The organism is Nostoc sp. DedSLP04, assembly GCF_034530775.1.
Classification (GTDB): Bacteria; Cyanobacteriota; Cyanobacteriia; order Cyanobacteriales; family Nostocaceae; genus Nostoc.
In genome coordinates, this window is record NZ_JAVRCL010000030.1 from 16,376 (window position 1) to 39,385 (window position 23,010).

The 23,010-nt window shown below is 42.1% G+C and carries 22 protein-coding genes and 1 tRNA gene; 10 read left to right on the forward strand and 13 right to left on the reverse strand.

Annotation, left to right across the window (positions count from 1 at the left end; all coding sequences use genetic code 11):
- Window positions 1-49 precede the first annotated feature (49 nt).
- From RMX89_RS18165 to RMX89_RS18185, 5 genes are read left to right on the forward strand one after another with little or no spacing between them, the layout of a single operon-like run.
- Window positions 50-184 carry a hypothetical protein gene (locus RMX89_RS18165; protein ID WP_322689906.1) on the forward strand — a complete coding sequence of 45 codons (135 nt, stop codon included), beginning with the start codon at window positions 50-52 and terminating at the stop codon, window positions 182-184.
- Complete coding sequence (locus RMX89_RS18170; protein WP_322689907.1) at window positions 147-656, forward strand: hypothetical protein; 510 nt, start codon at window positions 147-149, stop codon at window positions 654-656. The genes RMX89_RS18165 and RMX89_RS18170 overlap by 38 nt, the downstream gene beginning before the upstream one ends.
- 7 nt (window positions 657-663) lie before the next feature.
- Entirely contained in the window at window positions 664-1,452 is a 789-nt protein-coding gene (locus tag RMX89_RS18175) for a GUN4 domain-containing protein (protein ID WP_322689908.1), read from the forward strand.
- Window positions 1,453-1,489: 37 nt separating this feature from the next.
- Window positions 1,490-2,785 carry a WD40 repeat domain-containing protein gene (locus tag RMX89_RS18180; protein WP_322689909.1) on the forward strand — a complete coding sequence of 432 codons (1,296 nt, stop codon included), beginning with the start codon at window positions 1,490-1,492 and terminating at the stop codon, window positions 2,783-2,785.
- Between the two features lie 12 nt (window positions 2,786-2,797).
- On the forward strand, window positions 2,798-3,655 hold the full coding sequence (locus RMX89_RS18185) for a GUN4 domain-containing protein (RefSeq protein ID WP_322689910.1): 858 nt from the start codon (window positions 2,798-2,800) through the stop codon (window positions 3,653-3,655).
- A 65-nt stretch (window positions 3,656-3,720) separates the two neighbouring features.
- Here the strand turns inward: RMX89_RS18185 and RMX89_RS18190 are convergent, their stop codons facing one another.
- The 5 genes from RMX89_RS18190 to RMX89_RS18210 form a co-directional block, all read right to left on the reverse strand.
- Entirely contained in the window at window positions 3,721-4,095 is a 375-nt protein-coding gene (locus RMX89_RS18190) for a DUF1257 domain-containing protein (RefSeq protein ID WP_322689911.1), read from the reverse strand.
- 75 nt (window positions 4,096-4,170) lie between these two features.
- Window positions 4,171-5,808: an AAA family ATPase gene (locus RMX89_RS18195; protein ID WP_322689912.1), complete on the reverse strand. Its 1,638-nt coding sequence runs from the start codon at window positions 5,806-5,808 to the stop codon at window positions 4,171-4,173.
- A gap of 348 nt (window positions 5,809-6,156) precedes the next feature.
- On the reverse strand, window positions 6,157-6,753 hold the full coding sequence (locus RMX89_RS18200) for a hypothetical protein (protein ID WP_322682161.1): 597 nt from the start codon (window positions 6,751-6,753) through the stop codon (window positions 6,157-6,159).
- Between the two features lie 418 nt (window positions 6,754-7,171).
- Window positions 7,172-7,242, reverse strand: a tRNA-Cys gene (locus tag RMX89_RS18205).
- Between the two features lie 250 nt (window positions 7,243-7,492).
- On the reverse strand, window positions 7,493-8,083 hold the full coding sequence (locus RMX89_RS18210) for a chromophore lyase CpcT/CpeT (RefSeq protein WP_322689913.1): 591 nt from the start codon (window positions 8,081-8,083) through the stop codon (window positions 7,493-7,495).
- Window positions 8,084-8,460: 377 nt separating this feature from the next.
- Here RMX89_RS18210 and RMX89_RS18215 point away from each other — a divergent pair, with 377 nt between their 5' ends.
- Both RMX89_RS18215 and RMX89_RS18220 read left to right on the forward strand, forming a co-directional pair.
- Window positions 8,461-9,687, forward strand: a complete 1,227-nt coding sequence (locus tag RMX89_RS18215; RefSeq protein WP_322689914.1) for a hypothetical protein — start codon at window positions 8,461-8,463, stop codon at window positions 9,685-9,687.
- Between the two features lie 64 nt (window positions 9,688-9,751).
- Window positions 9,752-10,531 carry a Uma2 family endonuclease gene (locus tag RMX89_RS18220; protein ID WP_322689915.1) on the forward strand — a complete coding sequence of 260 codons (780 nt, stop codon included), beginning with the start codon at window positions 9,752-9,754 and terminating at the stop codon, window positions 10,529-10,531.
- Between the two features lie 190 nt (window positions 10,532-10,721).
- Here RMX89_RS18220 and RMX89_RS18225 read toward each other — a convergent pair whose 3' ends face one another.
- From RMX89_RS18225 to RMX89_RS18235, 3 genes are all read right to left on the reverse strand, one after another.
- Window positions 10,722-10,976, reverse strand: a complete 255-nt coding sequence (locus RMX89_RS18225) for a type II toxin-antitoxin system ParD family antitoxin (RefSeq protein WP_322689916.1) — start codon at window positions 10,974-10,976, stop codon at window positions 10,722-10,724.
- A 154-nt stretch (window positions 10,977-11,130) separates the two neighbouring features.
- Entirely contained in the window at window positions 11,131-14,115 is a 2,985-nt protein-coding gene (locus RMX89_RS18230) for a tetratricopeptide repeat protein (protein ID WP_322689917.1), read from the reverse strand.
- 99 nt (window positions 14,116-14,214) lie between these two features.
- Window positions 14,215-14,649, reverse strand: coding sequence for a hypothetical protein (locus tag RMX89_RS18235; protein ID WP_322689918.1), 435 nt, complete (start codon window positions 14,647-14,649; stop codon window positions 14,215-14,217).
- A 518-nt stretch (window positions 14,650-15,167) separates the two neighbouring features.
- On the opposite strand from RMX89_RS18235, the gene RMX89_RS18240 reads away from it, so the two are divergent.
- On the forward strand, window positions 15,168-15,563 hold the full coding sequence (locus tag RMX89_RS18240) for a hypothetical protein (RefSeq protein WP_322689919.1): 396 nt from the start codon (window positions 15,168-15,170) through the stop codon (window positions 15,561-15,563).
- Window positions 15,564-15,700: 137 nt separating this feature from the next.
- On the opposite strand, the gene RMX89_RS18245 is transcribed toward RMX89_RS18240, so the two are convergent.
- Both RMX89_RS18245 and RMX89_RS18250 read right to left on the reverse strand, forming a co-directional pair.
- Window positions 15,701-16,708 carry an aldo/keto reductase gene (locus RMX89_RS18245; protein ID WP_322689920.1) on the reverse strand — a complete coding sequence of 336 codons (1,008 nt, stop codon included), beginning with the start codon at window positions 16,706-16,708 and terminating at the stop codon, window positions 15,701-15,703.
- Between the two features lie 192 nt (window positions 16,709-16,900).
- Entirely contained in the window at window positions 16,901-17,206 is a 306-nt protein-coding gene (locus RMX89_RS18250; protein WP_322689921.1) for an RNA-binding protein, read from the reverse strand.
- A 404-nt stretch (window positions 17,207-17,610) separates the two neighbouring features.
- On the opposite strand from RMX89_RS18250, the gene ilvA reads away from it, so the two are divergent.
- Entirely contained in the window at window positions 17,611-19,122 is a 1,512-nt protein-coding gene (gene ilvA, locus RMX89_RS18255; protein ID WP_322689922.1) for a threonine ammonia-lyase, biosynthetic, read from the forward strand.
- 132 nt (window positions 19,123-19,254) lie between these two features.
- On the opposite strand, the gene RMX89_RS18260 is transcribed toward ilvA, so the two are convergent.
- Window positions 19,255-20,292 carry a hypothetical protein gene (locus RMX89_RS18260; protein WP_322689923.1) on the reverse strand — a complete coding sequence of 346 codons (1,038 nt, stop codon included), beginning with the start codon at window positions 20,290-20,292 and terminating at the stop codon, window positions 19,255-19,257.
- Window positions 20,293-20,302: 10 nt separating this feature from the next.
- Window positions 20,303-20,548, reverse strand: a complete 246-nt coding sequence (locus tag RMX89_RS18265; protein WP_099099597.1) for a hypothetical protein — start codon at window positions 20,546-20,548, stop codon at window positions 20,303-20,305.
- A gap of 190 nt (window positions 20,549-20,738) precedes the next feature.
- Between RMX89_RS18265 and RMX89_RS18270 the strand changes: the two genes are divergently transcribed.
- Window positions 20,739-20,960, forward strand: a complete 222-nt coding sequence (locus RMX89_RS18270) for a hypothetical protein (protein ID WP_322689924.1) — start codon at window positions 20,739-20,741, stop codon at window positions 20,958-20,960.
- Between the two features lie 189 nt (window positions 20,961-21,149).
- Here the strand turns inward: RMX89_RS18270 and RMX89_RS18275 are convergent, their stop codons facing one another.
- A complete protein-coding gene (locus RMX89_RS18275; RefSeq protein ID WP_322689925.1) occupies window positions 21,150-22,688 on the reverse strand; it encodes a TonB family protein in 1,539 nt (512 codons plus the stop codon).
- Between the last annotated feature and the right edge of the window lie 322 nt (window positions 22,689-23,010).

A 23,010-nucleotide genomic window follows, 5' to 3' on the forward strand; every position in this document is an offset into this window, starting at 1 on the left:
ACTCAAGTGATTGGGAATACTAAGTAGTAGGCTCAACATTAAAAACCTGATGAAAGAAAATTCCAATCGCCCAACAGTTTATGATGCTGTCCTTGGTGGTCAAGAAAAAGCGCCTCCTGGTGCTGTAGTTTTAGGAGGACTAGAAGGTGTTAAAAGACGCTTGGCAAATAAATGCGGTAGTTGAACAAAGAATCGCTGCACTAGAAGAAGCACTCAAGTATGGCGAAGCAGGTTTGGAATTAGTAATTTGGGCGTTGGACGATAATTTATGGAAAGTACGCCAAGCAGCTTATTCACTATTAGCTTCTCGACAAGAACCTATAGTACAAGAAATACTTCAGGAGTATGGTAATAAAATCGACAGATATGATGCTTTCGTGGCGATGGCGCGTGCTGGCGGAGTGTCCGATGTCGATACGCTGATGGATAATCTAGAATATGACCGCAATAGCGCCACCTACAAGTTAGTTGATTTTACACTGGGCTTAGTTGATACTTCTCAAGGTCAAGACCGAATTCGACATTACCTGTTCAATGGCACACAGATACAACGTAATTATGCAGCACTTTACTTTAAACGAAAAGGTGCAAAAGATATTTTAATTGAAGCAGTGCAGCAGGGCTGTATTGACAGAGTGCAAGCATTTTCTAAATAAAACAGCAATGTCAGAAAATCCCAATCAACCAAGAGAATATGATGCAGTACTTGGCGGACAAGTACCACCTCCAAAAGATGGTGTGGTTTTAGGAGGTATTGAAGGTGTTAAACGACGGTTGATCGGCGCGACATCCCTAGAACAACAAATTGTCGCCGTTGAAGAAGCCCTAAAGTATGGCCAAGCTGGTACAAAATTGGTGTTTCAGATTGTAAATACTGAATCGGAAAAGTTGGAATTTACAGTATCGTCACTGCTGGGACAACAAGCATTAGCAAAAGTACAGTCCCATCTACACAGTGATATACCATTAATCTCTGCGGTTGATGTAAACTACAGTCGTTTGCAAAATTTACTCGCTTCCGGAAAGTGGAAAGATGCAGACCAAGAGACTGCTAGTATAATGCTGCGCGTATGCGATCGCCAACCACAAGGATTTTTAGACCCATCAGACGTTGAAAAATTCCCTTGTGAAGATTTAAACACGATTGAAACTCTCTGGCAAAAATATAGCAATGGACGCTTTGGCTTTGTTGTACAGACGCATATCTGGCAAATGGTTGGCTGTACATCCAATCCTGACTGGGAAGCGTGGTGTCGCTTTGGTAAAGGTGTGGGATGGTTTTCTCAAGGTGCTTGGCGGTATTGGAATGACTTGACATTCGATTTGAGTGCTAATGTAGGACACCTACCCCGTGGCGGTGCATTTATAGGTTGGGGGTTAGGTGACTTTTGGACAGGTTGCAGAACCCTGTCTGCGCTTGCTGAGAAATTAGCAAACTGCAAAATAGCTTAAATTTGGGAACACTGGTATTAGCAACAGGTAAAAAGCGATGCCAGATAATCCCAAACAACCCGGCGAATATGATGCTGTGCTTGGCGGAAAAAATCCTCCGCCAGTCGATGGTGTAGTTTTAGGCGGATTGGAAGGTGCAAAACAACGTTTCGCTAGCAGTGATGAAAATTACCGCTTTTTAGCGCTTTCGCAACTCATTAACTATAGACAGGAAGGCTGGGATTTAGTAATTCAGGCTTTAAAAGACCCATCAAAAAGGGTACAGTTAGCAGCATATAAATTATTGCGGGATATCTCAGAATTAAAAGTAAAACAGGCAATCTTAGAATTTAATCCCTATCGGTTTTTTGAGTGTGCTTATACAATTGAGCTTAATAGGAATGATGCTGCGATCGCCATTCATCCCGACGGCAAAACCCTAGTATGTTGCGATGCTGGCGGTAGTTCTTTTGAAGAACCTCAAAGAGATGGTAGTATTGTTGGTGGGACTTATATAGACTTTAAAAAGTGGGATTTGAAGACAGGAAAAAGTCTTCGCACCATCACTAAAATATTTGGTACGAGAGTAAAAGACCATCCAAAACATTTAACTTTCAGTGCTGATGCTCAAACTTTAGCAATAGGTGGTTCTCAGCATGACAGTACTATTAGAACTGAAATCTGGAATTTCAATACCGAGAAATTAAGTCATGTTATTAGCGGACAACCATTATGGGAGTCGAGAAAGCGCAATATTATTACCGCTATTGCTCTCAGTTCTGATGGTAAAATCCTCGCTAGCGGTAATGAAGCTGGTAATATTCTCGTCTGGGATTTGGAAACACAACAAAATATTTACACTATCAAAGGACACTCAAAAAATATAACTTCCCTTGCGATCAATATAGATGCAAAAATTTTAGCAAGCGCTAGTTTAGATGAGACTATTAAACTATGGAATTTAATAACGGGAAGTGAGATTTATACCTTAGTAGGGCATGAGTCTATAAATGGACATCCTTATGGCGTTGTCTCATTAGCAATTAGTCCCAATGGACAAACCTTAATAACTGGCGATAATCATTTGCCAACACGTATTAGAATATGGGATTTGAGAACTGGTAAAGAAGTTCATACTTTATTTCCTAATAGTGGTCAATTAAACTTTTTCACTTTCAATTCTGATGGAAAAATATTTGTTAATTGTGGTGGTGATGTTGATATTTGGAATTTGCAGACACAAGAACGACTTGCTAAACTTTCTTCTTATGGAACAAGTATTGCTATTAGCCCAGATGGACAGACTATTGTTACTTACGTTAGGAAGTTAATTCAAGTATGGCGAGTTCCATAGAATCAAGGATAGGTGCGATTTCAAATAGGTGCGATCGCATTTCCTGAATTGGGAACACTGGTATTAGAGTCGAGGAAGAGAATGATACCAAATAATCCCAATCAACCGCGAGAATATGATGCTGTACTTGGTGGACAAGCACCACCTCCAGTTTCCGGTGTAGTTCTAGGCGGAATCGAAGGCGTTAAGCGTCGTCTCGATAGCACTCATTCGCAGGAAATTAGAATTGCAGCTTTATCAGATGCTCTCAAATATGGTAGAGAAGGTCAAGAGCTTTTGAACCAGATTGTTTTAACTGAAACTGGAGTATTACAGTCGGTGGCTTACGATTTACTGTTTGAGTCTTTCAGACAAAATGAAAAACAAAATTTATTACAACATGTTCCTTTAAAATCAGAAGTAGGGGTAGACTATAGGAGTTTGCGTCATTTATTAGCATCTGGAGAATGGCTGCAAGCTAACTTAGAAACTGGTGAAAAAATTCAAGAAGCCGTAGGGAAGAAATCTCAATCTTATTACGACATAAATGACCTTAATAATCTATCAAAAACTGATATGCGGACAATTGATCAACTCTGGGTGAAATTTAGCAATAATCATTTTGGCTTTAGTGTACAAAAACGTATATTGCTGGAAGAAGGTTGTAAGTTTTATCAAGATAGGGATAAACTTCCCTGTTTTTACCAGCCTAACTCTAGTGATAGTGTTTTTAATATTTACAAGAAATTAGGATGGCTTTCATCAGCATTTGAAACATCTAGATTTACTTTTAAGATAGCGCCTATAGGTTCTCTACCCTGGATTACTGGCAAAGAAATAAGAGGTGGATGGTATTATCAAATTCCGCTAATTTATCGTTCTGATTTGTAATAATAGTGAGGTTTCAGATCCCCGACTTATTCAAGAAGTCGGGGATCTTGTTTATCACGATATAATTACACCCAACGTCCTACAACTACTCGCACAGTTCCATCTTCTAAAACTTCTTCATCCTCAACATTAAAACCTTGTTCTTGCACTGTTGCCATCAAGGTTTTATGAGCATATTTTTGGCTGATGGAGTTAACAAGCTGCTGTTGATAAATTTTTGCTCCCCAAAAGTCTGCAACTATTTCGTAATTTTCACCACTGCGGCGAAAACCTAAATCATAACCATTATTCTGGCGAATTACATACTCGGCTTGAGTCGTATCGCCTCGATATCCGCGTACATTCGTGTTGCATTCAACTTGATAGTTTAATTCTTGCAAAACTTGATGCAGAATTTCACCGTGTTTGATTTGGACTTTGATAGTTGTGAAATGAGACATAATACCAATTTTGGATTTGAGATTTGGAATTTTGGATTAAAAAACGAGGCGTAGGAAACACGTATTTTTTCTATTTTAATCGACTTCTAAAGGGCCTATTCCTTGTTCGGCTGAGTATTGTTTTAATTCTTCTACTAACAGCACATCATTGGAGGCGGTTCTTGCACCGGCTTGTGCTGCCCATTGCTTTAATGCTTCAATTTGTTCATGCGCGATCGCAGCTAGTGGCACTGTTTGAGCTACAGCCTGTAAAATATCTTCTGTATTAAAGTCTCGGCGCTGTCCCTCAATTCTTGTGGAAAATGCTTGGTGCATGGCATCAACGATTACCTGCTCAATTTCCGCACCGCTAAAATTGAGACTCTGTTTAGCTAACAAAGCTAAGTTAAATTCTCGCAGCCGATTCGGGCGTAACCGTTGCAAATGCACTTTAAAAATCTCTTGGCGTTCGGTTTCTGTAGGTAAATTCAAAAAGAAAATTTCATCAAATCTTCCTTTTCGCAACAACTCGGCTGGTAATATTTTGACATTATTTGCCGTGGCGACAATAAATACACTCGCGGTTTTCTCCTGCATCCAGGTAATCAAACTGCCAAACACGCGGCGCGATGTCCCCGAATCTCCGTCAATGCTACTGGTAATATTGCCAAAGGCTTTATCGATTTCATCAATCCACAAAACGCAGGGTGCCATTGCTTCAGTTAACTGAATCATTTGGCGTACCCGGCTTTCACTTTCGCCGACAATCCCACCAAATAAACGCCCAGAATCTAATCTTAATAAAGGTAAGCGCCATTCATGGGCAATTGTCTTGGCTGAGAGAGATTTACCTGTTCCTTGAATGCCCACAAGTAACATCCCTTTCGGGTTAGGAATACCGTAGCGTCTGGCTTCTTCGGTAAAAGCATCTTGGCGCATGAGTACCCATTGTTTGAGTTGATCTAATCCACCAACTCGTTTGAGTGATTCTTGTGGTGTGAAAAATTCTAGAATTCCAGTTTGCCGGATTGCTTGCTTTTTCTCTTCTAATACGCCGTCAATATCAGACTCATTTACTTGCTGTTTGGCAGCTAAAGCTTTTGCCAATACTCTCGAAATTCGGGTGCGGCTTAAACCTTGACAGGCTTTAACTAACTGTTCTCGCGCCAAACCAGAAACATTTAATTTATCTGGTACTACTAACTGTTGGATTAAATTATCTATTTCGCTAACGCTAGGTAAGGGAAAATCGACTACTGTCACTTCTTGCAGTAACTCGTCGGGAAGTTCTAAAGTATGGCTAGTAGTGATGATAATTTTACGCGATCGCTTTAACTCCCGCGTCAAGTTTCGCAACTCCCGCACAATTGGGGCATTCTTCTCGGTAGTCGGATTTTTCACAAATGGGTGCAAATCCCGCAGTACAAACATTGCAGGTGTTTGGGCATCGGCTTTGCCAATTCGTCCTAATGCAGCCATCATCGAACCTTTATCTGCACCATTGTCACTCCAACCCCGGACAATATCCCAAAATAAAAGCTGTCGTTTGGGCACAGAACGCAATGCAACTTGCTGCAACACTTCTTCCACAGGTTCTTCTTCAACGGAAATCACATACAGTAAGGGATACCGTGCCCGAATCATCAAATCAAGTTGTTCTACTAAGGAGGTGTATTGCTGATTCTCGCTGTTATGAGTTGCATCTCCTTTTCCATATTGATGAAAATTGTTCATTTCGCTTGAAAATGGGTATTAAGGTATAAGAAAAAGAGTTTTTAGCGCTGTTTAAAACTCTTATCTTTGCGCTTTTGCGCTATTTGAAATGGTGAACCAGCGCTGCGGGAGGGTTTCCCTCCGCAGGCGACTGGTGTTAGCGTAGCGTTAGCGACGCAGGAGCGTCACCCGAAGGGTATGTTTATTTCTGCCGTGCTGTACTAGTAATTGATTAGTCTTAATTAATACTATATCCTTTCCAAGGATACTATAGCAAGCGCCAAGATGGTTAGGACGCAAAATGCAAGACATCTTCAATGGCGTCTCGTAAACAATCAAACTGCTCCAGTTTTTTGCGGATTCGACTTTTTAGTATTTATCACTGATATGCTTCCATTGTAGAGCGATCGCTTCTGATGGTCTGCACCCAGTAAAAAATAATAATTTTACTAAAGGAGCATAGTAGCTGTAGAGTTTACTCTCCTCGAACGCTTGAATTATGCTATCCCGTTCTTCCTTAGTAAAGGGATTGATTTCATATTCTGCCGATTCCGACTTCGGCATCTGAATATCTTTTGCCATACTTTGAAAGGGATTGGATTCAATTAGCTGACTTTTAAGTGCCCAATCACAGCAAGCATTTATATTTGTCAAAGTACGTTTAGCTGCATTAGCACTGAGATTTGCAAGTAAATAGTCTCGAATTGCGATCGCATCATCTAAAGTTTTAGTTGCTAACTTAGCAATGTGATTGCGATACTTGCGGTAGTCAACTGCATAAGTAGAAGGACTAACCTGTGGTTTTTTAAATTCAGTGTATTTTTCCCATAATTCTCCCAAGTCTGGTTGGGGTTTAGGTGAAGGTGTAATTGGGGTAACGGTGCTTAATGACGCTGCTGGTTTGTACTTAACTAAACTGGCATCAAACTCTCCATAGTCAATATCTCTCTGGATTTTTGTCGCCAAAGCCGATGCTTGATGTCTTCCAAAAGGTGTATCGTCGTGCCTTGTTGAAAGATAGAAACGCTTGGTTTTTAGCTCTCCAGTCGGAGTAATAATAGGACGAGAAAAAACTAATTGGAGGCTGCCGTTAGAGTTCTTAATCTATACTGAACCCCGACGGGCAATACTTTGAGATTTTTGAGATTCCATAAGGGTAATTAACTGGGGTAAAGACCTTTATCCTTTCGCTTTACCCCAGTTTTACCCCAGAAATACTTATTGGGGTAAAAACCTCTACCTTACATTTTTACCCCAGTTTTACCCCAGTTCTTTACCCAAACTACCCAAAATAACCCCAAAAATCTCTAAAGGCTTTGAAAACAAGCTTTTAACGCCCAATAAAAAAGGGCTTGAAAACCCTGTAATGCTTATATTTCTTTAAAGGCGGCACCCGGATTTGAACCGGGGGTGGAGGTTTTGCAGACCTCTGCCTTACCACTTGGCTATGCCGCCACAGCAAGATTCCCTGACCTACTTTTATGTTGCTAAGGTATCTTAGCAGCTATTTAGCAGTCATAGGACGCTAGTTAAACCATGATAGCATAGGATTTTGAGGTAGAGATAGTAGGTTAACTGGATGTTTTTGGTAGGCTTTAGGCGATCGCGAGAAAATTTTGATTGCAAGTCGATCGCAGCACAAACAAATCTTAGCTGATTAAAGAGATTTGTAACTCCTCACTCCTCACTCCTCACTCTTAACTTGTTACACCTTTACTTCATCGGCAAAATTACCCCAGCGCAGAAAGTGAAATGGGCCAGCGATAGAACCCCAGAGACGTTCATCGGTGTCTAAATCTCTTCCCCTGTCGAGGCTGAAAAATTCTTTAGCGTCAATCTCAAATTCGTTATCTAGATAAGTATTTTTGCCGTCGCGAAACACTATGCAGCCTTTGCCAGGTTCAACTCTGCCTTTGAAGCTTTTTCCTGTCCACTCTACAATCATGTTGCAACCTGGCATTTTTTCCAATTGGTCAAGAGACAACTCTTTGAGGCGTTCGGGTTCGCGAGATGCACCGTAAAATTTCTCTTCTTGTTTAACGGTGTAGTGTTCAATCGCAATGTGGTTTTCTGCCGGAATTAACTTCATTACCCGCATCCGGTAGGGTTGATTGAGCGCAAAATCATAAGCTTGTTCGAGAAATAAACTTACCCCTGAGAACAACTCTAAGGGAAGGGGACGGATACAGACGCGGATATGAGCATAAAAAGGCGGATTTTCAAAAGCTTGTTCTTGATTGCTAAAGTCAGCTGCCATCAAGCGGGCTAAGGTGGCGATATCAGTAGAATGAGTCATTACAAAACGATTGACTAGTTACTTAAATACGATCTAGGATTATTTTGACACTCCCCTGACTCAAAAATCCTGGCTGTGATCGCAATTTTTATCGCAATTTTTAAAATATATCTAGGATAGATGCTCTGATTGGAGAAAATTAGCCGCTTCAGTACAAGTGAAACTTTACATCTTGCACCTAACAACTAGAACTCGTTAAGCATTTATTTTGGCAAAATCCGCACACTATCTTTTCTCTGTGTGCTGAAGCCAGATTGCTCTCAGGTAGGCTTTTCTTGTAAAGCTGGAGAAAAGCTGGAGAATAGTTAGTCAATAATAGGCATGGGGATAATTGTTAATTATCTCATGCAAATCACTCAAGGCAAAGTAAAGTACTCATGCTCAGGCACTTAATTGCGATCGCTACTGCCACTATACTCTTTAGCAATTCTTTAACACTGGCAGCGAGTAAACCGCCGAAACCACCCGATGAATTTCCTCCCAGCCCTCTAGAGATTACCACACCCGATCCACTATCACCGCGATCGCCCAAGGATAAACAGCCGTTAACTCCCCAAGAACGGCAAAAGTTAGAACCAGCGTTAGATGCCCTAAATCAAGAAGCGGCGGCAAAACTGCAAGCAGGCGAACAGGTGGCGGCGTTTGAAATTTGGAACCGAGAATTACGTTTGCGGCGCTTTTTAGGTTCATTAGCAGAAGTGCAAGCATTATCACGAGTTGGGGCGATCGCTTGGAAGCTAAACGACGGACAAGAAGTACAATATATAACCGAACGATTGCAAGCAATTCAAAAACAAGCCCAATCTCAGAAAAAAGCTGCCCCAATCGATCTAGAATTGTGGCGAGCGCTAGGTGAAGCTTACAAAAATGTGCGATTGTCTAAACTAGCCATAGAAGCTTACAACCAAGTTTTGCTAGTAGTGCGACAACAACAAGACCAGACAGCGGTATTAGAAACTCTCAAAACAATTGGAGAACTGCATTTGAGTTGGTTTGATTATCGCAAAGCGGCACCAATCTATGAGGAATTGTTGAGTTTCGCTACATCCCTTGGCGATCGCGTAAATGAGGTAACATATCTGCAACAGTTGGCTTATATTTACGAGCAGACAAACCAACCGCAGCAGTCTTTGAATGTACTTAACAAACTAGTAGAAATTTATGGCAATGAAAATAATCTTACAGAAATACCAGAATTAAAGCTAGCGATCGCTTCGGATTACGAATCTCTAGCTAAGAAAGATCCTAACTTACTGCTAGAAGCTTTTAATAATTATCAAGAAGCTTATACCACAGCTTGGCAATTAAAAGAATACGTTCGGGCTGGTGATGCTTTGCAAAAGTTAATTGCGTTGTATCGTTCCCAAGGACAAACAGAAGAGGCTTTGCAGGCTAGCGAAATTCTAGTGCAGATACAGGCGCAAGCCGCCAACTTTTACGGAATGATGCAAGCTTATGACCAAATTGGGCAATTGTATCTAGAACGCAAAGAATTTCCTCAAGCATTAACAGCTTTTCAACAAGGGTTAAAACTGGCGCAACAACTCAAACATGAAGAAGCATACTTTACTGGGCAAATTAAAAAACTGTCGAACGCAAATTAACTGAAATTTCTGCGATCGCTTAACATAAAAATACCCGCCACACCTAACCACAAGGTGAAAAGCTATGTCAGAAACCACCCTAGCTGCACCAGATATTCAACTCCCACCCACCCAAGCAGAATTACCAGACGATGACGGTATTCCGATGGAAAGCGCACGACATAAAGCCCAGATGGATTTACTGATAGATGCTTTGATACCTTGGTTGGAAGAACGAGAGGATGGGTTTATCGGCGGTAATATGTTTGTTTACTACAGTCTGGCCCAAGTGCGAAACAAAGACTTTAAAGGGCCAGACTTTTTTGCTGTGTTGGGAGTCCCGAAAGGAGAACGTCGCAGTTGGGTAGTTTGGGAAGAGGGAAAAACACCAGATGTAGTCATTGAATTGCTTTCTGACAGCACAGCCCAAGCAGACAAAAATGAGAAAAAGCTAATTTATCAAAATCAAATGCGTGTACCAGAATATTTTTGGTATGACCCTTTTAACCCTGATGATTTGGCTGGTTTCTCTATTGCAAAAGGAGCTTATCAACCGATTACAGTCAATGCTCAAAATCAGTTAGTGAGTCAATCTTTAGGGTTAGGATTGCAGTTGTGGCAAGGAAGTTATAAAGGTATTAATGCTACTTGGTTACGCTGGGCAAATTTAGCAGGAGAATTACTACCAACTCCTGAAGAAAAGGAACGCCAAAGGGCAGAACAAGAACGCCAAAGGGCAGACAAGGCAGAATCGCAGTTATTACAAACTGCACGCAACTTACTTGAATCTGGGATGCCAATAGAACAGGTAGCGAGATTAACAGGTTTGAATGTATCTGAGATAGATACTCAAAAGGATGGATGATTTGTGGGATTTGTTTAAGCGATCGCTCCACTAACGCCATCATACAAGCGATCGCTTATCAATATTAATCCTGTTCTAAAATGCTTTCTATATCTTGCCCAGCATAGAGAATCCGTACAACTTCAATGCTTTCATCTTGCTCAAAGTAAAAAATTAGATACTTTTTAAATCCCTTAACAGCCCATTTACGTTATTTCTCTTGATACAGGTGGTTTATCAAATGTGTGCGTTTGTGCTGCCACCATTCATTATTAACTTCTATTGTCTCTCCACTTTCAAGTCCTGCAATTAAAAGTTCTTCTATATGTTCTTGCATCTTGCGTTTTTGGTCTTGAGTAATTAATTCTTGTAGATATTCGCTAACTGAACCGTAGCCACCTTGAGCGACTTGTTCTTCAACAAAGGCTTTCATCGATTCAGGTAAGGAAATATTAATGCTAGTCATAACCAAAGGCAGTTAGGTTGAACTATTTTTTCCATTTTATCAAGGTTGTCAGGCTTTGTCTTTGAGGAAACGTTTAACGATCGCACCTTGGTTGATCAGAGAAAAGCGATCGCTCAAAACTACTAGATTGCAAATATCGCCTGGACTCGCTCTTTTAATTACGAATTAATTTTTTAGCTAATTGCCACAACAGAGAAAACGGGAAAATTAATATCGCCTTTAACATTTGCATAAACTTACCTAACCGACCTTTCCGGATAGCACGAGGAGTAGACTGGCCTTGCAGGATTGATAGATTTTCTCGAATTGTCGCTGTAGTTGGATGATTAACGCCTAACACCCTTTGGTACATTGCCAAAGCTTCAATGTAGAGAGGTTCGGCATCGCTGTAGCGTCCTTGGCTATAGTAGAGTAAAGCTAAATTGTTCAAGCTTGTAGCTACATCGGGATGGTCGCCAGCAAACAGGCGCTTTCTCATTGCCAAAGCTTCAATGTAGAGAAGTTCGGCATAGCTGTACCGCCCTTGATTATTGTAGAGTAAAGCTAAATTGTTCAAGCTTAATGCCATATCGGGATGGTCGCCAACAAACAGGCGCTTTCTCATTGCCAAAGCTTCAATGTATAAAGGTTCGGCATCGCTGTACCGCCCTTGGTTATTGTAGAGTAAAGCTAAATTGTTCAAGCTTGTAGCCATATCGGGATGGTCGCCAGCAAACAGGCGCTTTCTCATTGCCAAAGCTTCAATGTAGAGAGGTTCGGCATTGCTGTACCGTCCTTGGCTATCGTAGAGCAAAGCTAAATTGTTCAAGCTTAATGCCATATCGGGATGGTCGTTAGCAAACAGGCGCTTTCTCATTGCCAAAGCTTCAATGTATAGTGGTTCGGCATCGCTGTACCTCCCTTGGCTTTTGTAGAGACCAGCTAAATTGTTCAAGCTTAATGCCACATGGGGATGGTCGCCAGCAAACAGGCGTTTTCTCATTGCCAAAGCTTCAATGTAGAGAGGTTCGGCATCGCTGTACCGCCCTTGGCTTTTGTAGAGGAAAGCTAAATTGTTCAAGCTACTAGCCACATAGGGATGGTCGCCAACAAACAGGCGCTTTATCATTGCCAAAGCTTCAATGTATAGTGGTTCGGCATCGCTGTACCGCCCTTGGCTATCGTAGAGACCAGCTAAATTGTTCAAGCTTGTAGCCATATCGGGATGGTCGCCAGCAAACAGGTGCTTTCTCATTGTCAAAGCTTCAATGTAGAGAGGTTCGGCATCGCTGTAGCGTCCTTGGCTTTTATAGAGTGAAGCTAAATTGTTCAAGCTTAATGCCATATTGGGATGGTCGCCAGCAAACAGGCGCTTTGTCATTGCCAAAGCTTCAATGTATAGTGGTTCGGCATCGCTGTACCGCCCTTGGCTTTTGTAGAGTAAAGCTAAATTGTTCAAGCTTAATGCCATATCGGGATGGTCGCCAGCAAACAGGCGCTTTGTCATTGCCAAAGCTTCAATGTATAGTGGTTCGGCATCGCTGTACCGCCCTTGGTTATTGTAAAGTAAAGCTAAATTGTTCAAGCTTAATGCCACATCGGGATGGTCGCCAGCAAACAGGCGCTTTCTCATTGCCAAAGCTTCAATGTAGAGAGGTTCGGCATCGCTGTACCGCCCTTGGCTATCGTAGAGACCAGCTAAATTGTTCAAGCTTAATGCCACATTAGGATGGTCGCCAGCAAACAAGGACTGGCAAACATTTACACATTTTTCATACCAAGGTTCTGCTAACTGATATAGTCCTTGTCCTTCGTAAAATCTTCCTATTCCCACAAATATCCAAATTGCTTCATTGCTGGGGACTGATGCTAGAGAAATTATCTGTGCTTCTTTTGCTTGCTCAATCTCTGCAATTAAACAGTTTCCCAGGTCTTCGAGATGGGGAACGACATCTCTGATGCTTTCAATCTGCTCAGAAGTGGCAGACTCAGGAAGAATTTGGGTTTTGGCTATCATGGCAGTGGCGAAGGTTGTTTCTAAAATTGATTTCATCTCGCCAGCCTCGGCTAACTGCCCTTGCAAAAACCACCGCACTAAGGCATGAATTTTATAACATCCTGCTTTTTCTTCTAAGAGTTGCAGCAAGTTGCGCCCGTAGAGTTGCTTTTTAGCTGCGTTTAATTCATCTTCTGACCAAGTTAAAAGAGGCAAGGGAGCAGGGAGCGGGGAGCAAGGGGGACTGTTTTCTTCACCTTGGAAGGTGTCTAAGTCTCCTACTTCCGTTTGTGGGCTGTTTTTCTCCTCTGCTCCCCTGCTCCCCTGCTCCTCTGCTTTTTGACTTTCTGTCGCTACCCAAATAACTAAATCCCAAAGAATCTGTATAGGAGAAAATAAACTCAAAAATATTCCTAATTGTTGCGCCAGTGGGTCGAGTTCCGACCAAGTTAAAGCAAAGGCGGCTTTGACTCCCAGTTGAGTTGAGTTGAGAGTTTTCCGGTCTTGTAAGGCTGCTTCTGCTAATTTACTTTCTTGCAATCGCCTAAACATGATATCTAAAGATATGTCCGGGTCGCGTAGCAAATAACCTCCAACTAACTCTATCCCTAAAGGCAAATATTCCAGACATTCACATATACTTGTTGCCGCTTGTGGTTGATTTTCAACTCGCTTATCTTTTTCCCCCAACAGTCGTTTTAACAGTTCTAAAGCTTTCCCTGGTTCTTTTTGCGGCGAGAGAACATCTAAAGGAATCTCTTGAATAAAATTTGGGTCTAAATGCCGCAGTCGAGTTGTAATTAAGACTCGGAAGCGGTTATCCTTCGGAACGACTTGGCGGAGGTTGTCTAAATCAGTTACGTCATCGAAGACGATTAAAATCGGCAAGGGAGAGTCGGGATATTTAGACCAACACCAGGCTACTTGTTCTTTAAGGCTTAAAAGTCTGCCTCCTAATTCTTGGGGAATCTCCAAATCAAACTGCAACCGGAAAAACTCTAAAACTTCGGCGGCGAGATTAGTTTCTCTGTCGTTAAACCAAGCAATCCCGCCATAATCTTGTTGATATCGTCTGGCGTATTGGGTGGCTAATTCAGTTTTCCCCACGCCACCCATTCCCGCTATTGCTACATAGTCTTTGCGCTGCAAGTCTTCATGCAGCATTATCAGTTCTGTTTCTCGCCCGACGAAATGAACAGAACCGCGATAAGGAATATATTTTGTGGGAGTTAACTTTGTCCGTTCCCCATCGGACGACTTTGGTCAGTTAAAGGTTACTGGGCCGTTAAATGTATTGCCTTGGAAAACATTCTTTATCTCATTTGCCAAATTTTGATAGTTAATACTATTTGGCTGTTGTGGCTGCGACTTCAGCGTATCGGCGAATTCTTGTATAGATTGAATAAATTTAGGATTTGGTTCAGCTTTTGCTGCTTGTGCCAATTCCTCTACAGCTTGAGCCACTTCAGGATTAGCTTGAGCCGCAGATTGCACCTCTAGTACAGCCTTGCCATAATCAAGTGGTTGATCTGGTGCTTTCTCTATAGCCACTACAGTCTGGGGAGACTGTTTTTTCAGGGTGACGAGAAACTTACCAGTCTTATCTAATAAGTTTTCTGTGACCTTTTCGGTTGTTTTTTCTAAGGCTTTAGTGGCTATTATAGTGCCAACAGCGATCGCCGCAGTTTCAAGTATCATAATCCTGCCTTGACTATGTGCATCCTATTTACTTATTAACACACTGCTTTTGTTCTAAATTCCGCAGCTAAGTTAAAAAACCCGTATTTTACTTAGCGTTACAGATTTTGCAGAGTCCAGCATTACTTTCTCAACTAATTGCGTGTGATATCTAGGTTTTTTGAATTGAAACCAGTTGCCGTTACTAAACATCGCCACTAACATCGCGCTTTAAGTTACTAACAATAACGAGTTTAGTTACTACCAATACAATTTTTGTTACAAACATCATTATTTTCGTTACAATCTTACGAGTTTAGTTACCACCGCTACGATTTTTGTTACAAACATCATTATTTTCGTTACAATCTTACGAATTTAGTTACCACCACTACGATTTTCGTTACAAACATCATATTTTTAGTGGATATTGCTGAGTTGATCGTTATATTAAACACCAATTTTGTGGATTTCACCCAACCAGAATTAGGCTTTAGTAGGGCAAGCTAGCTCTAGAACACCATAAAAAGAAGATAACTATGCCTCGGCAAAAGCGTACATATCGCGTTCTAGAAAAAGCTGAATTGAGAATCGCCGGACTCAAAGCAATCGATCCTGGCATGGATTTTGGAGATGCTCGGAACTTGCAAAATCTTACACAAATGATTCAGCAGTACCGTAGCAAAATAGATACTTATAATACGACTCTGGCTGTGATTGACTCTTATACAAGTGAGATGAAAGAGTTGGAAAAAAGTTTGAGCGAACTGACTGAAAAAATGCTCCTGGGGGTTGCCTTTAAGTACGGCAAAGATAGCCATGAATATGAGATGGCGGGTGGTGTTCGCAAAAGCGATCGCGTCCGCAGAAGCTTAGTCAGCCGCTTAAAAGCTAGTACAGATGAAGTCTCTAATAATAATACCCAAACTGCATAAGCTCATCAATAGACTCCTCACAAAAGTCTTGAGTTGACAGCGCTTTTCAAATCATTGAACTACACCATTCCCATCTCAGTCTTAATCAAAATACCTATTTACAATGATTCATATTCAAATTCAGCAACGTTGAAATTTCACTTAGTTTGAAAAATATTTTGTACCATTTTTTTGTCTGAATTCGCCGCCGCCTTATCCAACTCTGCAATCTCACCAGCATCTAATTGCCAACCCAACGCCCCAAGATTCTCTTTCGCTTGTTCGACGCTCTTTGCTCCAGGGATAGGAATAGTTCCTTTACAGATGCACCAATTAATTGCTACTTGTGACATAGTTTTGTTTCTGAATTGTGCCACCTCTTGCAAACATTCCAAAAGCGATTTACCAGCAGAAGCCGCTTTGCCTCTTGCCATTCCTGATAATATTTGCTTAAATAATAGACCTCGAATGCCTTTAGGCAAAGGGCCTTGCTCAGAGTATTTTCCTGTCAGTAGTCCCAAAGCTAGAGGGCTATATGCAATCAATTTAATGTCCAATTCATCACAAAGGTCTTTGAGCTTGAGTTGGGTGACAGGATATGTAGACAATAGAGAGTATTGAACTTGCAAACTTGTAATCGGAACGCCTCGTTGGGCGAATTTTTTCTGCACTCGCATCAGCCGTTTTGGCCCATAATTGGATAATCCCACTCCCTTAACCAGTCTTTGCTCATACAAATCGGCAAGACCATCTAAAAGTCCTTCCTCTTGCCAAGGAGCATAGTTTGCTGTTGACCAATGCATCTGTACCAAATCAACATTTTTTCCCAGCCGTTGAGCAGATGACTGGCAAGCCTTTACCATTGATTGACGCGTCCATCTCCACGGATAAGCAGCAAGCTTAGTCGCAATACAAATATTTTCTTTACCTAAACCTACATATTCTCGGTTAAATCGTCCCAGAAGTGACTCACTCCGACCATTCAATCTTCCCGTTCCGTAAGAATCACCTGTATCAAATAAAGTTACACCGTTACTTACACAAAGGTTAAAGACGGCTTGCAACTGCTCATCCATACTTTCGTCATATCCCCAAAGCAGTTGGTTGCCCCAAGCCCAAGTACCGCAGCCCATGCTTGGGAGTGAGAGTTTTTGGAGAGTCTGCATCTTTGCTATTTGTAGATTGTCTTATTAATTATCAGGCATATATAGCAAAAATCATTCATCGGAGAAAGGCAGGAGGCAGGAGGTTGTAGAAAATAATTTTTCTCCTGCCTTTCTTCATTTAACCGAAGCACAAAAAAGGCAGACTCCTTGTCTGCCCCTTAAGACCTAATAGTTAAATTTTGGTTTTAGACCTTAATAACGGCCACCACCACCACCACCATAGTTTCCTCGTCTACCACCAGAGGAACCGCCGTCTGTTTTGGGCTTGGCTTTATTAACTTTTAAGCTTCGACCCATCCATTCAGCGCTATCAAGGGCATCAATCGCCGCTTGTTCTTGTGCGTCTGATTCCAATTCCACAAACCCGAAACCTCTCATCCGACCTGTTTCTCGGTCAACAGGCAATTGAACATTTTTTACAGTTCCATATTCTGCAAAAACTTGCCGGAGGTCATCTTCTTTAACCTCATAAGATAGATTGCCGACGTAAATTGACATAGAATGTCTCCAGAATCAGAGGGTGTAGAGATTTAGATCCGGAGAGGTCTGTAATACAAATATATATAAAAACAAACTGTACAGCCGAATTTCATCTTCCATGCATACTTTAACATAAATGGAGAACTTATGTTTTTAAGTAACACTATACTTAATTTGTCGATCTAAGTACTCAGATAGTTGGCAAAACTAGTTTCAAATCAACCTAGCAACGATCGCATGAAATATCCAGCAATTAAAGAATTTTCATCACTGAACTTAATTTATCTTCAAAGAATATTAATTGGTAATTTTTAGATTTTGTTCAATCAAAATTTCGAGAGAGAACAAACCAATAAAACCAGTGCGATCGCTTGTAACGTAAAATTAGTTTCCATCCAGCATTTGCTAACACCTTGACGCCCATGTTTTGCGACTACCTCATCCAAATCCTGACTGCCCGTGTATATGATGTTGCCCAGGAAACACCACTGGAGTATGCCCCAAATTTGTCTGCGCGACTGAATAATCAACTCCTGTTGAAACGTGAGGATATGCAGTCAGTATTTTCCTTTAAACTGCGGGGTGCTTATAACAAAATGGTGCAACTGCCGCCAGATATATTGGCGCAGGGTGTAATTGCCGCATCTGCGGGGAACCATGCTCAGGGAGTCGCCCTGGCAGCCAATCGTTTGGGAACCAGAGCGATTATCGTCATGCCAGTAACCACACCCCAAGTGAAGGTAGATGCGGTGAGAATGAGGGGCACAGCAGTGGTGTTACATGGAAACACTTATGACGATGCTTATAGCTATGCCCGTGAATTAGAAATAGAAAAAGGATTGACTTTTATTCATCCCTTTGACGATCCCCATGTAATTGCTGGACAAGGAACAATTGGGATGGAAATTTTACGGCAATATCAGCAACCCATCCATGCAATTTTTGTGGCAATTGGAGGCGGCGGATTAATTTCTGGGATTGGGGCTTATGTAAAACGATTGCGTCCCGAAATCAAAATTATTGGTGTTGAACCAGTAGATGCTGATGCGATGTCCCAATCACTTAAAGCTGGACATCGGGTACGCTTGTCCCAAGTGGGGTTATTTGCTGATGGCGTAGCGGTGCGGGAAGTAGGTGAAGAAACCTTCCGTTTATGTCAGCAGTATGTAGATGAAATTATTTTGGTGGGTACAGATGATACTTGCGCTGCGATCAAAGACGTGTTTGAGGATACGCGATCCATTTTAGAACCAGCTGGTGCATTAGCGATCGCAGCTGCCAAAGCCTACGCCGAAAGAGAACAAATCGAGGGACAAACTTTAATTGCTGTTGCCTGTGGTGCAAACATGAATTTCGATCGCCTCCGCTTTGTCGCAGAACGCGCAGAGTTAGGCGAACGCCGCGAAGCAATCTTTGCAGTCACAATTCCAGAGGAACGGGGAAGTATTCGCCAGTTTTGTGAATGTATCGGCAACCGCAATCTAACGGAGTTTAATTATCGCATTGCCGACGAAAAAACAGCCCATATTTTTGTCGGCGTGCAAATTCAAAACCGTGCTGATGCTGTCAAGATGGTAGAAATCTTTGAAGCTCATGGATTTGAAACCCTTGATTTAACGGACGATGAGCTAACTAAACTACATCTGCGGCACATGGTGGGTGGACACTCTCCCCTAGCTAACAATGAATTGCTCTACCGTTTTGAGTTTCCCGAACGTCCCGGCGCATTGATGAAATTTGTTACTTCCATGAGTCCCGACTGGAATATTAGTCTTTTTCACTACCGCAACAACGGCTCAGACTACGGACGAATCGTTGTCGGTATCCAGGTTCCTCCCCACGAAATGCAAGAGTGGCAAGCTTTTCTCGATAACCTGGGCTATCGCTATTGGGATGAGAATAAGAATCCGGCATACAAGCTGTTTTTGGGATAGGCGGGGAAGAGGCAGAGGGGCAGAGGAGCAGAGGGGGAGTATAACAATGCCCAATCCCCAATGCCCAATGCCCAATGCCCAATGCCCAATGCCCAATGCCCAATCCCCAATCCCCAATCCCCAATCCCCAATTTAACGAGAACTCCCCTTCAATATCAGATTTGAGTCCCAAGTATAGAAGCCAATTTGATTAGGAACCCTAGCGAATCTACCTGTGCGATAGCCTCTAGATAGTTCATTCAGCACCTTATTTTTGATCTCTCTAATTTGCTGAGAATCTAGTTCTCCATAAATTCCGGCGATGACTTCAGCCACGCTGAAAATTTTACCTGGATTTTGTTTTAACAGAGAGGTGAGGGCATCAATTAAGAATTGACCCTCAAAGGCTTTGAGCATCGGTACTGTTTTTGTCGGAGGAACGAAAGGCTTCTTATTTTTGTTCTTGATATTCCTAGAAGCACCATTGCGATTACTTGGGGCTACTAAACTTAAATCCAAAGTATAACAACCTGGCTCATCGGGAATAGTTACCCAGTAATTCCTTTCTCTGCCTTGGGTGAGGGAAGATTGCACTCTACCTTTAACTACTTTGAATAGATTGGAATCTAACTCTCCATAAAGCGATCGCACGATAAAATCGATATGACAAACAGTACCTATCTGTTCTTGCAATAGCTGTTTTATGGCTTCCATTCGCGAGATAGCGTGCTGATACTGAGGTAGCATCGGAATTTCCACTACCTTCGTTGAACTATCGTTGTTCTCTGGAGCGATCTTTGGATCTGTTGATGTCGTTTGAGATTGACTCTCTTTTGTATCAACAGCAGAAAAAGAATTATTTATCTCAACTTGATCTGAGTCTTTTTCTACTAACTCTAAAGACTCCACCAAGTTGATTTTGTCGATGTCATCAAGGGGTGATAAAAACCGCAGAGAACTTTCCCCAGAAAGATTTGAGGTTTCATCAGCCGCCGTTAATCTTGATATCTGCTTGTTGGTATCAGAAGAAGACCAGTTAGACAGCAATGCTTCTACATGGTCGAGCTGCGATCGCGCCTGCACAAAGAGGCGTTCATACTCTTCTGTAAGGCGAGCATAATAGTCTCGTAATTCCAACAGTGGTGAGAAAAAGTTTTCTGGAGGCGGTTCTAATTGTCCATTTTGAGTCATAGGGCTTTAATCAATTTAAATCGATGTCACTTTTATAAGACATTGCTCTGGGTTTTGCCTTGTGAGATGCAGGTTGGGATTTCTTAGGCGGCTGGGGAGGGCGACATCTCTCACAATATAAAGGTCGAGGGCCGAAAGTCTCGCGTTTTGTCAGATCGTTACACTCTTTACAGACAAACTGGAAAACACGAGTATGAATCTGTCTTTTGTGCGCCCTGACAGTATATTCTCTAACATCAATGAATTTACTTGCCATAATCAGGAATTGTGAATTGCCGACGTTATCAATGTCCTATCAATATAGCTATTCAAGCAAATCAAACCGCATCAGTGTGTGTTTATGTAGAAGTTTTATTCAAATCAGTGAATTTGACATCTAGACATAAAGTGCAAATGAGCAATTTGAGATTTAGCCGTTGACTATATCTCTCAGCATATAATTGGTGATGAGCAAACACTACTATCATTCTTTAGGCGCAGCAATTTACATTGCCGCCCCGATTAGAAAAATGGATCGGGAAAGTCCAGGATTATTTACTTCCAGTACTATTGATTGGCAAAGGGCGCGATCGCCAGTGTCTCTAATAGCCCATCATAAAATTACCGCACTCCTAACCCCTCTTCTTCATGCTAGATGGGTAATGCTTAATGAAGCCATTCCTGTCTAAAGAACAACCGCCTCCTAAACAGGAGGCGGCGATCGTTGTTAATCAAAGTATGATTTCAATAAGTTTGATCCCTCTATTAGTAGTATGTCAAGTCAACTTCACGGGGTCAATAACTTTGTAGTCAGAGCTTTAGCCCTTTGTTAAGCGCTCAAGCGCTTATTATTAACTCATGAATTTCAACTTAACAGACTACTGCTGACTGGGAGTAGCAGGTTGTGATTGAGGTTGTTGGCGTAAACGACGCAAAGAGTCCCGCAATTTATTCTGGCTAGCGTTATCTCTTCGCCGCCGCCGATTTGTGGTTGTTTGTGGCTTTTGTGATGAATCGGTAGTCGTTTGCTCGCGCTGGATGCGGCGTAGGGACTCTCTTGCAGTTCCTTGAGTACGAGTTGTTCTAGCTTCAGATGATGAGTTTCTCGCAGGACTTTCTGCTCTTTGAGGTTCCAGTCGCCGACTAAATCCAGATATTGCTGGTCTTGATGGGGGTGCCAACTCTCTGCGCCTACGTCTTGGAGTTTCCTGTGTAGAGTTAGCAGCCGTTGTTTGCTGGCTTCTCTGTGTCTCTTGTGCTTGTCTTTGTGTTCTCCGTTCTTGAACTTGGCGCGATCGCCGTGAGCCTTTGATGGCATATTCAGTGGCTATAGATACCCCTTGTCTACCACCTTCTGTGGGTTTTAATTTCCAGTCACGCGCTTGTCTCTTGGTTTCTTCATCCAAGTCGCGGTTTCCACTAGAGCGAGCAATCCGCACATTAGTAACATTACCTTGTGCATCAGTATCTACAGCTACTTCTACTCTGCCTTCAACTCCTCGCCGTCTTGCTGCCTCTGGATATTTGGCATTACATTCGCGGCAGGCTGCACGACCATTACCATTACCTGAACTGTTAATTTTTGGAGTTGTAGGCGCTGTTGCTACTGTGGGACGGTTTCCTGTTCCACTACCAATTCCACTACCAGTGCCACTACCGATGCCACTACCAGTGCCGCTACCGATGCCGCTACCAGTGCCGCTACCGATGCCACTGCCTCTGCCACTACCAATTCCACTACCGATGCCACTGCCTGTGCCACTACCAATGCCGCTACCAGTGCCAGTTCCAGTTCCACTGCCAATGCCACCGCCGGTGCCAGTGCCAGTACCTCCGCCAGGGCCAGTACCGCTATTTGTACCTACAGCAATACCACTACCTGAGCCTAAACCAACACCAGATCCGCCGCCACCGCCACCGCCACCGCCACCACCTGGTGAACTTGCTTTGGAATCTTCAGACGGAGCTGATTGGGGAATGGATGATGCAGATTTCACAGGTACTTCTGGTACCGCTCGTGGAATAGGTGCAGATTTCACAGCAACTTTTGGCTCAATCGGAATTGCTTTTGGCGGCGTATCTATCGGCTGTGGCTTCTGAGGGACTGCTGTAATCTGTTCAAATTTTTCTACTGGTGGAGTTTCTATAGGCTGTTTTTGGACAACTTCTGGTTCTTTATTTATTTCTTTTGGAATCTCTGCAATTGGTTTTTCTGGTTCCGCAGTCGGAGCATCCACGAGCGCCAACTCTATTGGTTCTTCTTCTCCTGTAGGTACTCTGGTCAAATAATTACTTATGCCAGAAGACAGTACGCCGATATGCAGCGCCAGTGAACCTATCAGACTGTAAGTCAGAAAAGACTTGAGAGCCTCAACTTCTTTGGAACGTTGCTCGACAGTAATGCCAGAAAAGCTCATAGCTATTGCTACCTATTCTCACTAATTTAGCTATCTTAGAATGCAAGGTTACAAATATCAAGTAAAAATTCAAATTAATTGCGATCGCTTTACAGAATCCTGGACTAGGATAAACATCTTTTTAAACCACCAATATCATGCTTTTTGGACAAAATTAACTTTTATTGCAATTAAATTAAATTAATTTATGTAAAACAAACGAACAAGTAAATAAAAATCATGATCGTTTCATTTGAAAAATTTCTCATTATATCTTATATTTTGTTGAGAATAAGTTTCATCTTTTCTCTAGATTCTGGTAGTCTAATTTTGTATTGTGGAT

Coding starts and splice junctions, on each gene's coding strand:
- RMX89_RS18250 (WP_322689921.1), bottom strand. CDS start 17,206: ATGTCAATTTACGTCGGCAATCTATCTTATGAGGTTAAAGAAGATGAC.
- RMX89_RS18230 (WP_322689917.1), bottom strand. CDS start 14,115: ATGCTGCATGAAGACTTGCAGCGCAAAGACTATGTAGCAATAGCGGGA.
- RMX89_RS18210 (WP_322689913.1), bottom strand. CDS start 8,083: ATGACTCATTCTACTGATATCGCCACCTTAGCCCGCTTGATGGCAGCT.
- ilvA (WP_322689922.1), top strand. CDS start 17,611: ATGTTTTGCGACTACCTCATCCAAATCCTGACTGCCCGTGTATATGAT.
- RMX89_RS18235 (WP_322689918.1), bottom strand. CDS start 14,649: ATGATACTTGAAACTGCGGCGATCGCTGTTGGCACTATAATAGCCACT.
- RMX89_RS18265 (WP_099099597.1), bottom strand. CDS start 20,548: ATGGCAAGTAAATTCATTGATGTTAGAGAATATACTGTCAGGGCGCAC.
- RMX89_RS18190 (WP_322689911.1), bottom strand. CDS start 4,095: ATGTCTCATTTCACAACTATCAAAGTCCAAATCAAACACGGTGAAATT.
- RMX89_RS18270 (WP_322689924.1), top strand. CDS start 20,739: ATGAGCAAACACTACTATCATTCTTTAGGCGCAGCAATTTACATTGCC.
- RMX89_RS18175 (WP_322689908.1), top strand. CDS start 664: ATGTCAGAAAATCCCAATCAACCAAGAGAATATGATGCAGTACTTGGC.
- RMX89_RS18245 (WP_322689920.1), bottom strand. CDS start 16,708: ATGCAGACTCTCCAAAAACTCTCACTCCCAAGCATGGGCTGCGGTACT.
- RMX89_RS18260 (WP_322689923.1), bottom strand. CDS start 20,292: ATGACTCAAAATGGACAATTAGAACCGCCTCCAGAAAACTTTTTCTCA.
- RMX89_RS18240 (WP_322689919.1), top strand. CDS start 15,168: ATGCCTCGGCAAAAGCGTACATATCGCGTTCTAGAAAAAGCTGAATTG.
- RMX89_RS18220 (WP_322689915.1), top strand. CDS start 9,752: ATGTCAGAAACCACCCTAGCTGCACCAGATATTCAACTCCCACCCACC.
- RMX89_RS18275 (WP_322689925.1), bottom strand. CDS start 22,688: ATGAGCTTTTCTGGCATTACTGTCGAGCAACGTTCCAAAGAAGTTGAG.
- RMX89_RS18180 (WP_322689909.1), top strand. CDS start 1,490: ATGCCAGATAATCCCAAACAACCCGGCGAATATGATGCTGTGCTTGGC.
- RMX89_RS18225 (WP_322689916.1), bottom strand. CDS start 10,976: ATGACTAGCATTAATATTTCCTTACCTGAATCGATGAAAGCCTTTGTT.
- RMX89_RS18195 (WP_322689912.1), bottom strand. CDS start 5,808: ATGAACAATTTTCATCAATATGGAAAAGGAGATGCAACTCATAACAGC.
- RMX89_RS18165 (WP_322689906.1), top strand. CDS start 50: ATGAAAGAAAATTCCAATCGCCCAACAGTTTATGATGCTGTCCTTGGT.
- RMX89_RS18215 (WP_322689914.1), top strand. CDS start 8,461: ATGCTCAGGCACTTAATTGCGATCGCTACTGCCACTATACTCTTTAGC.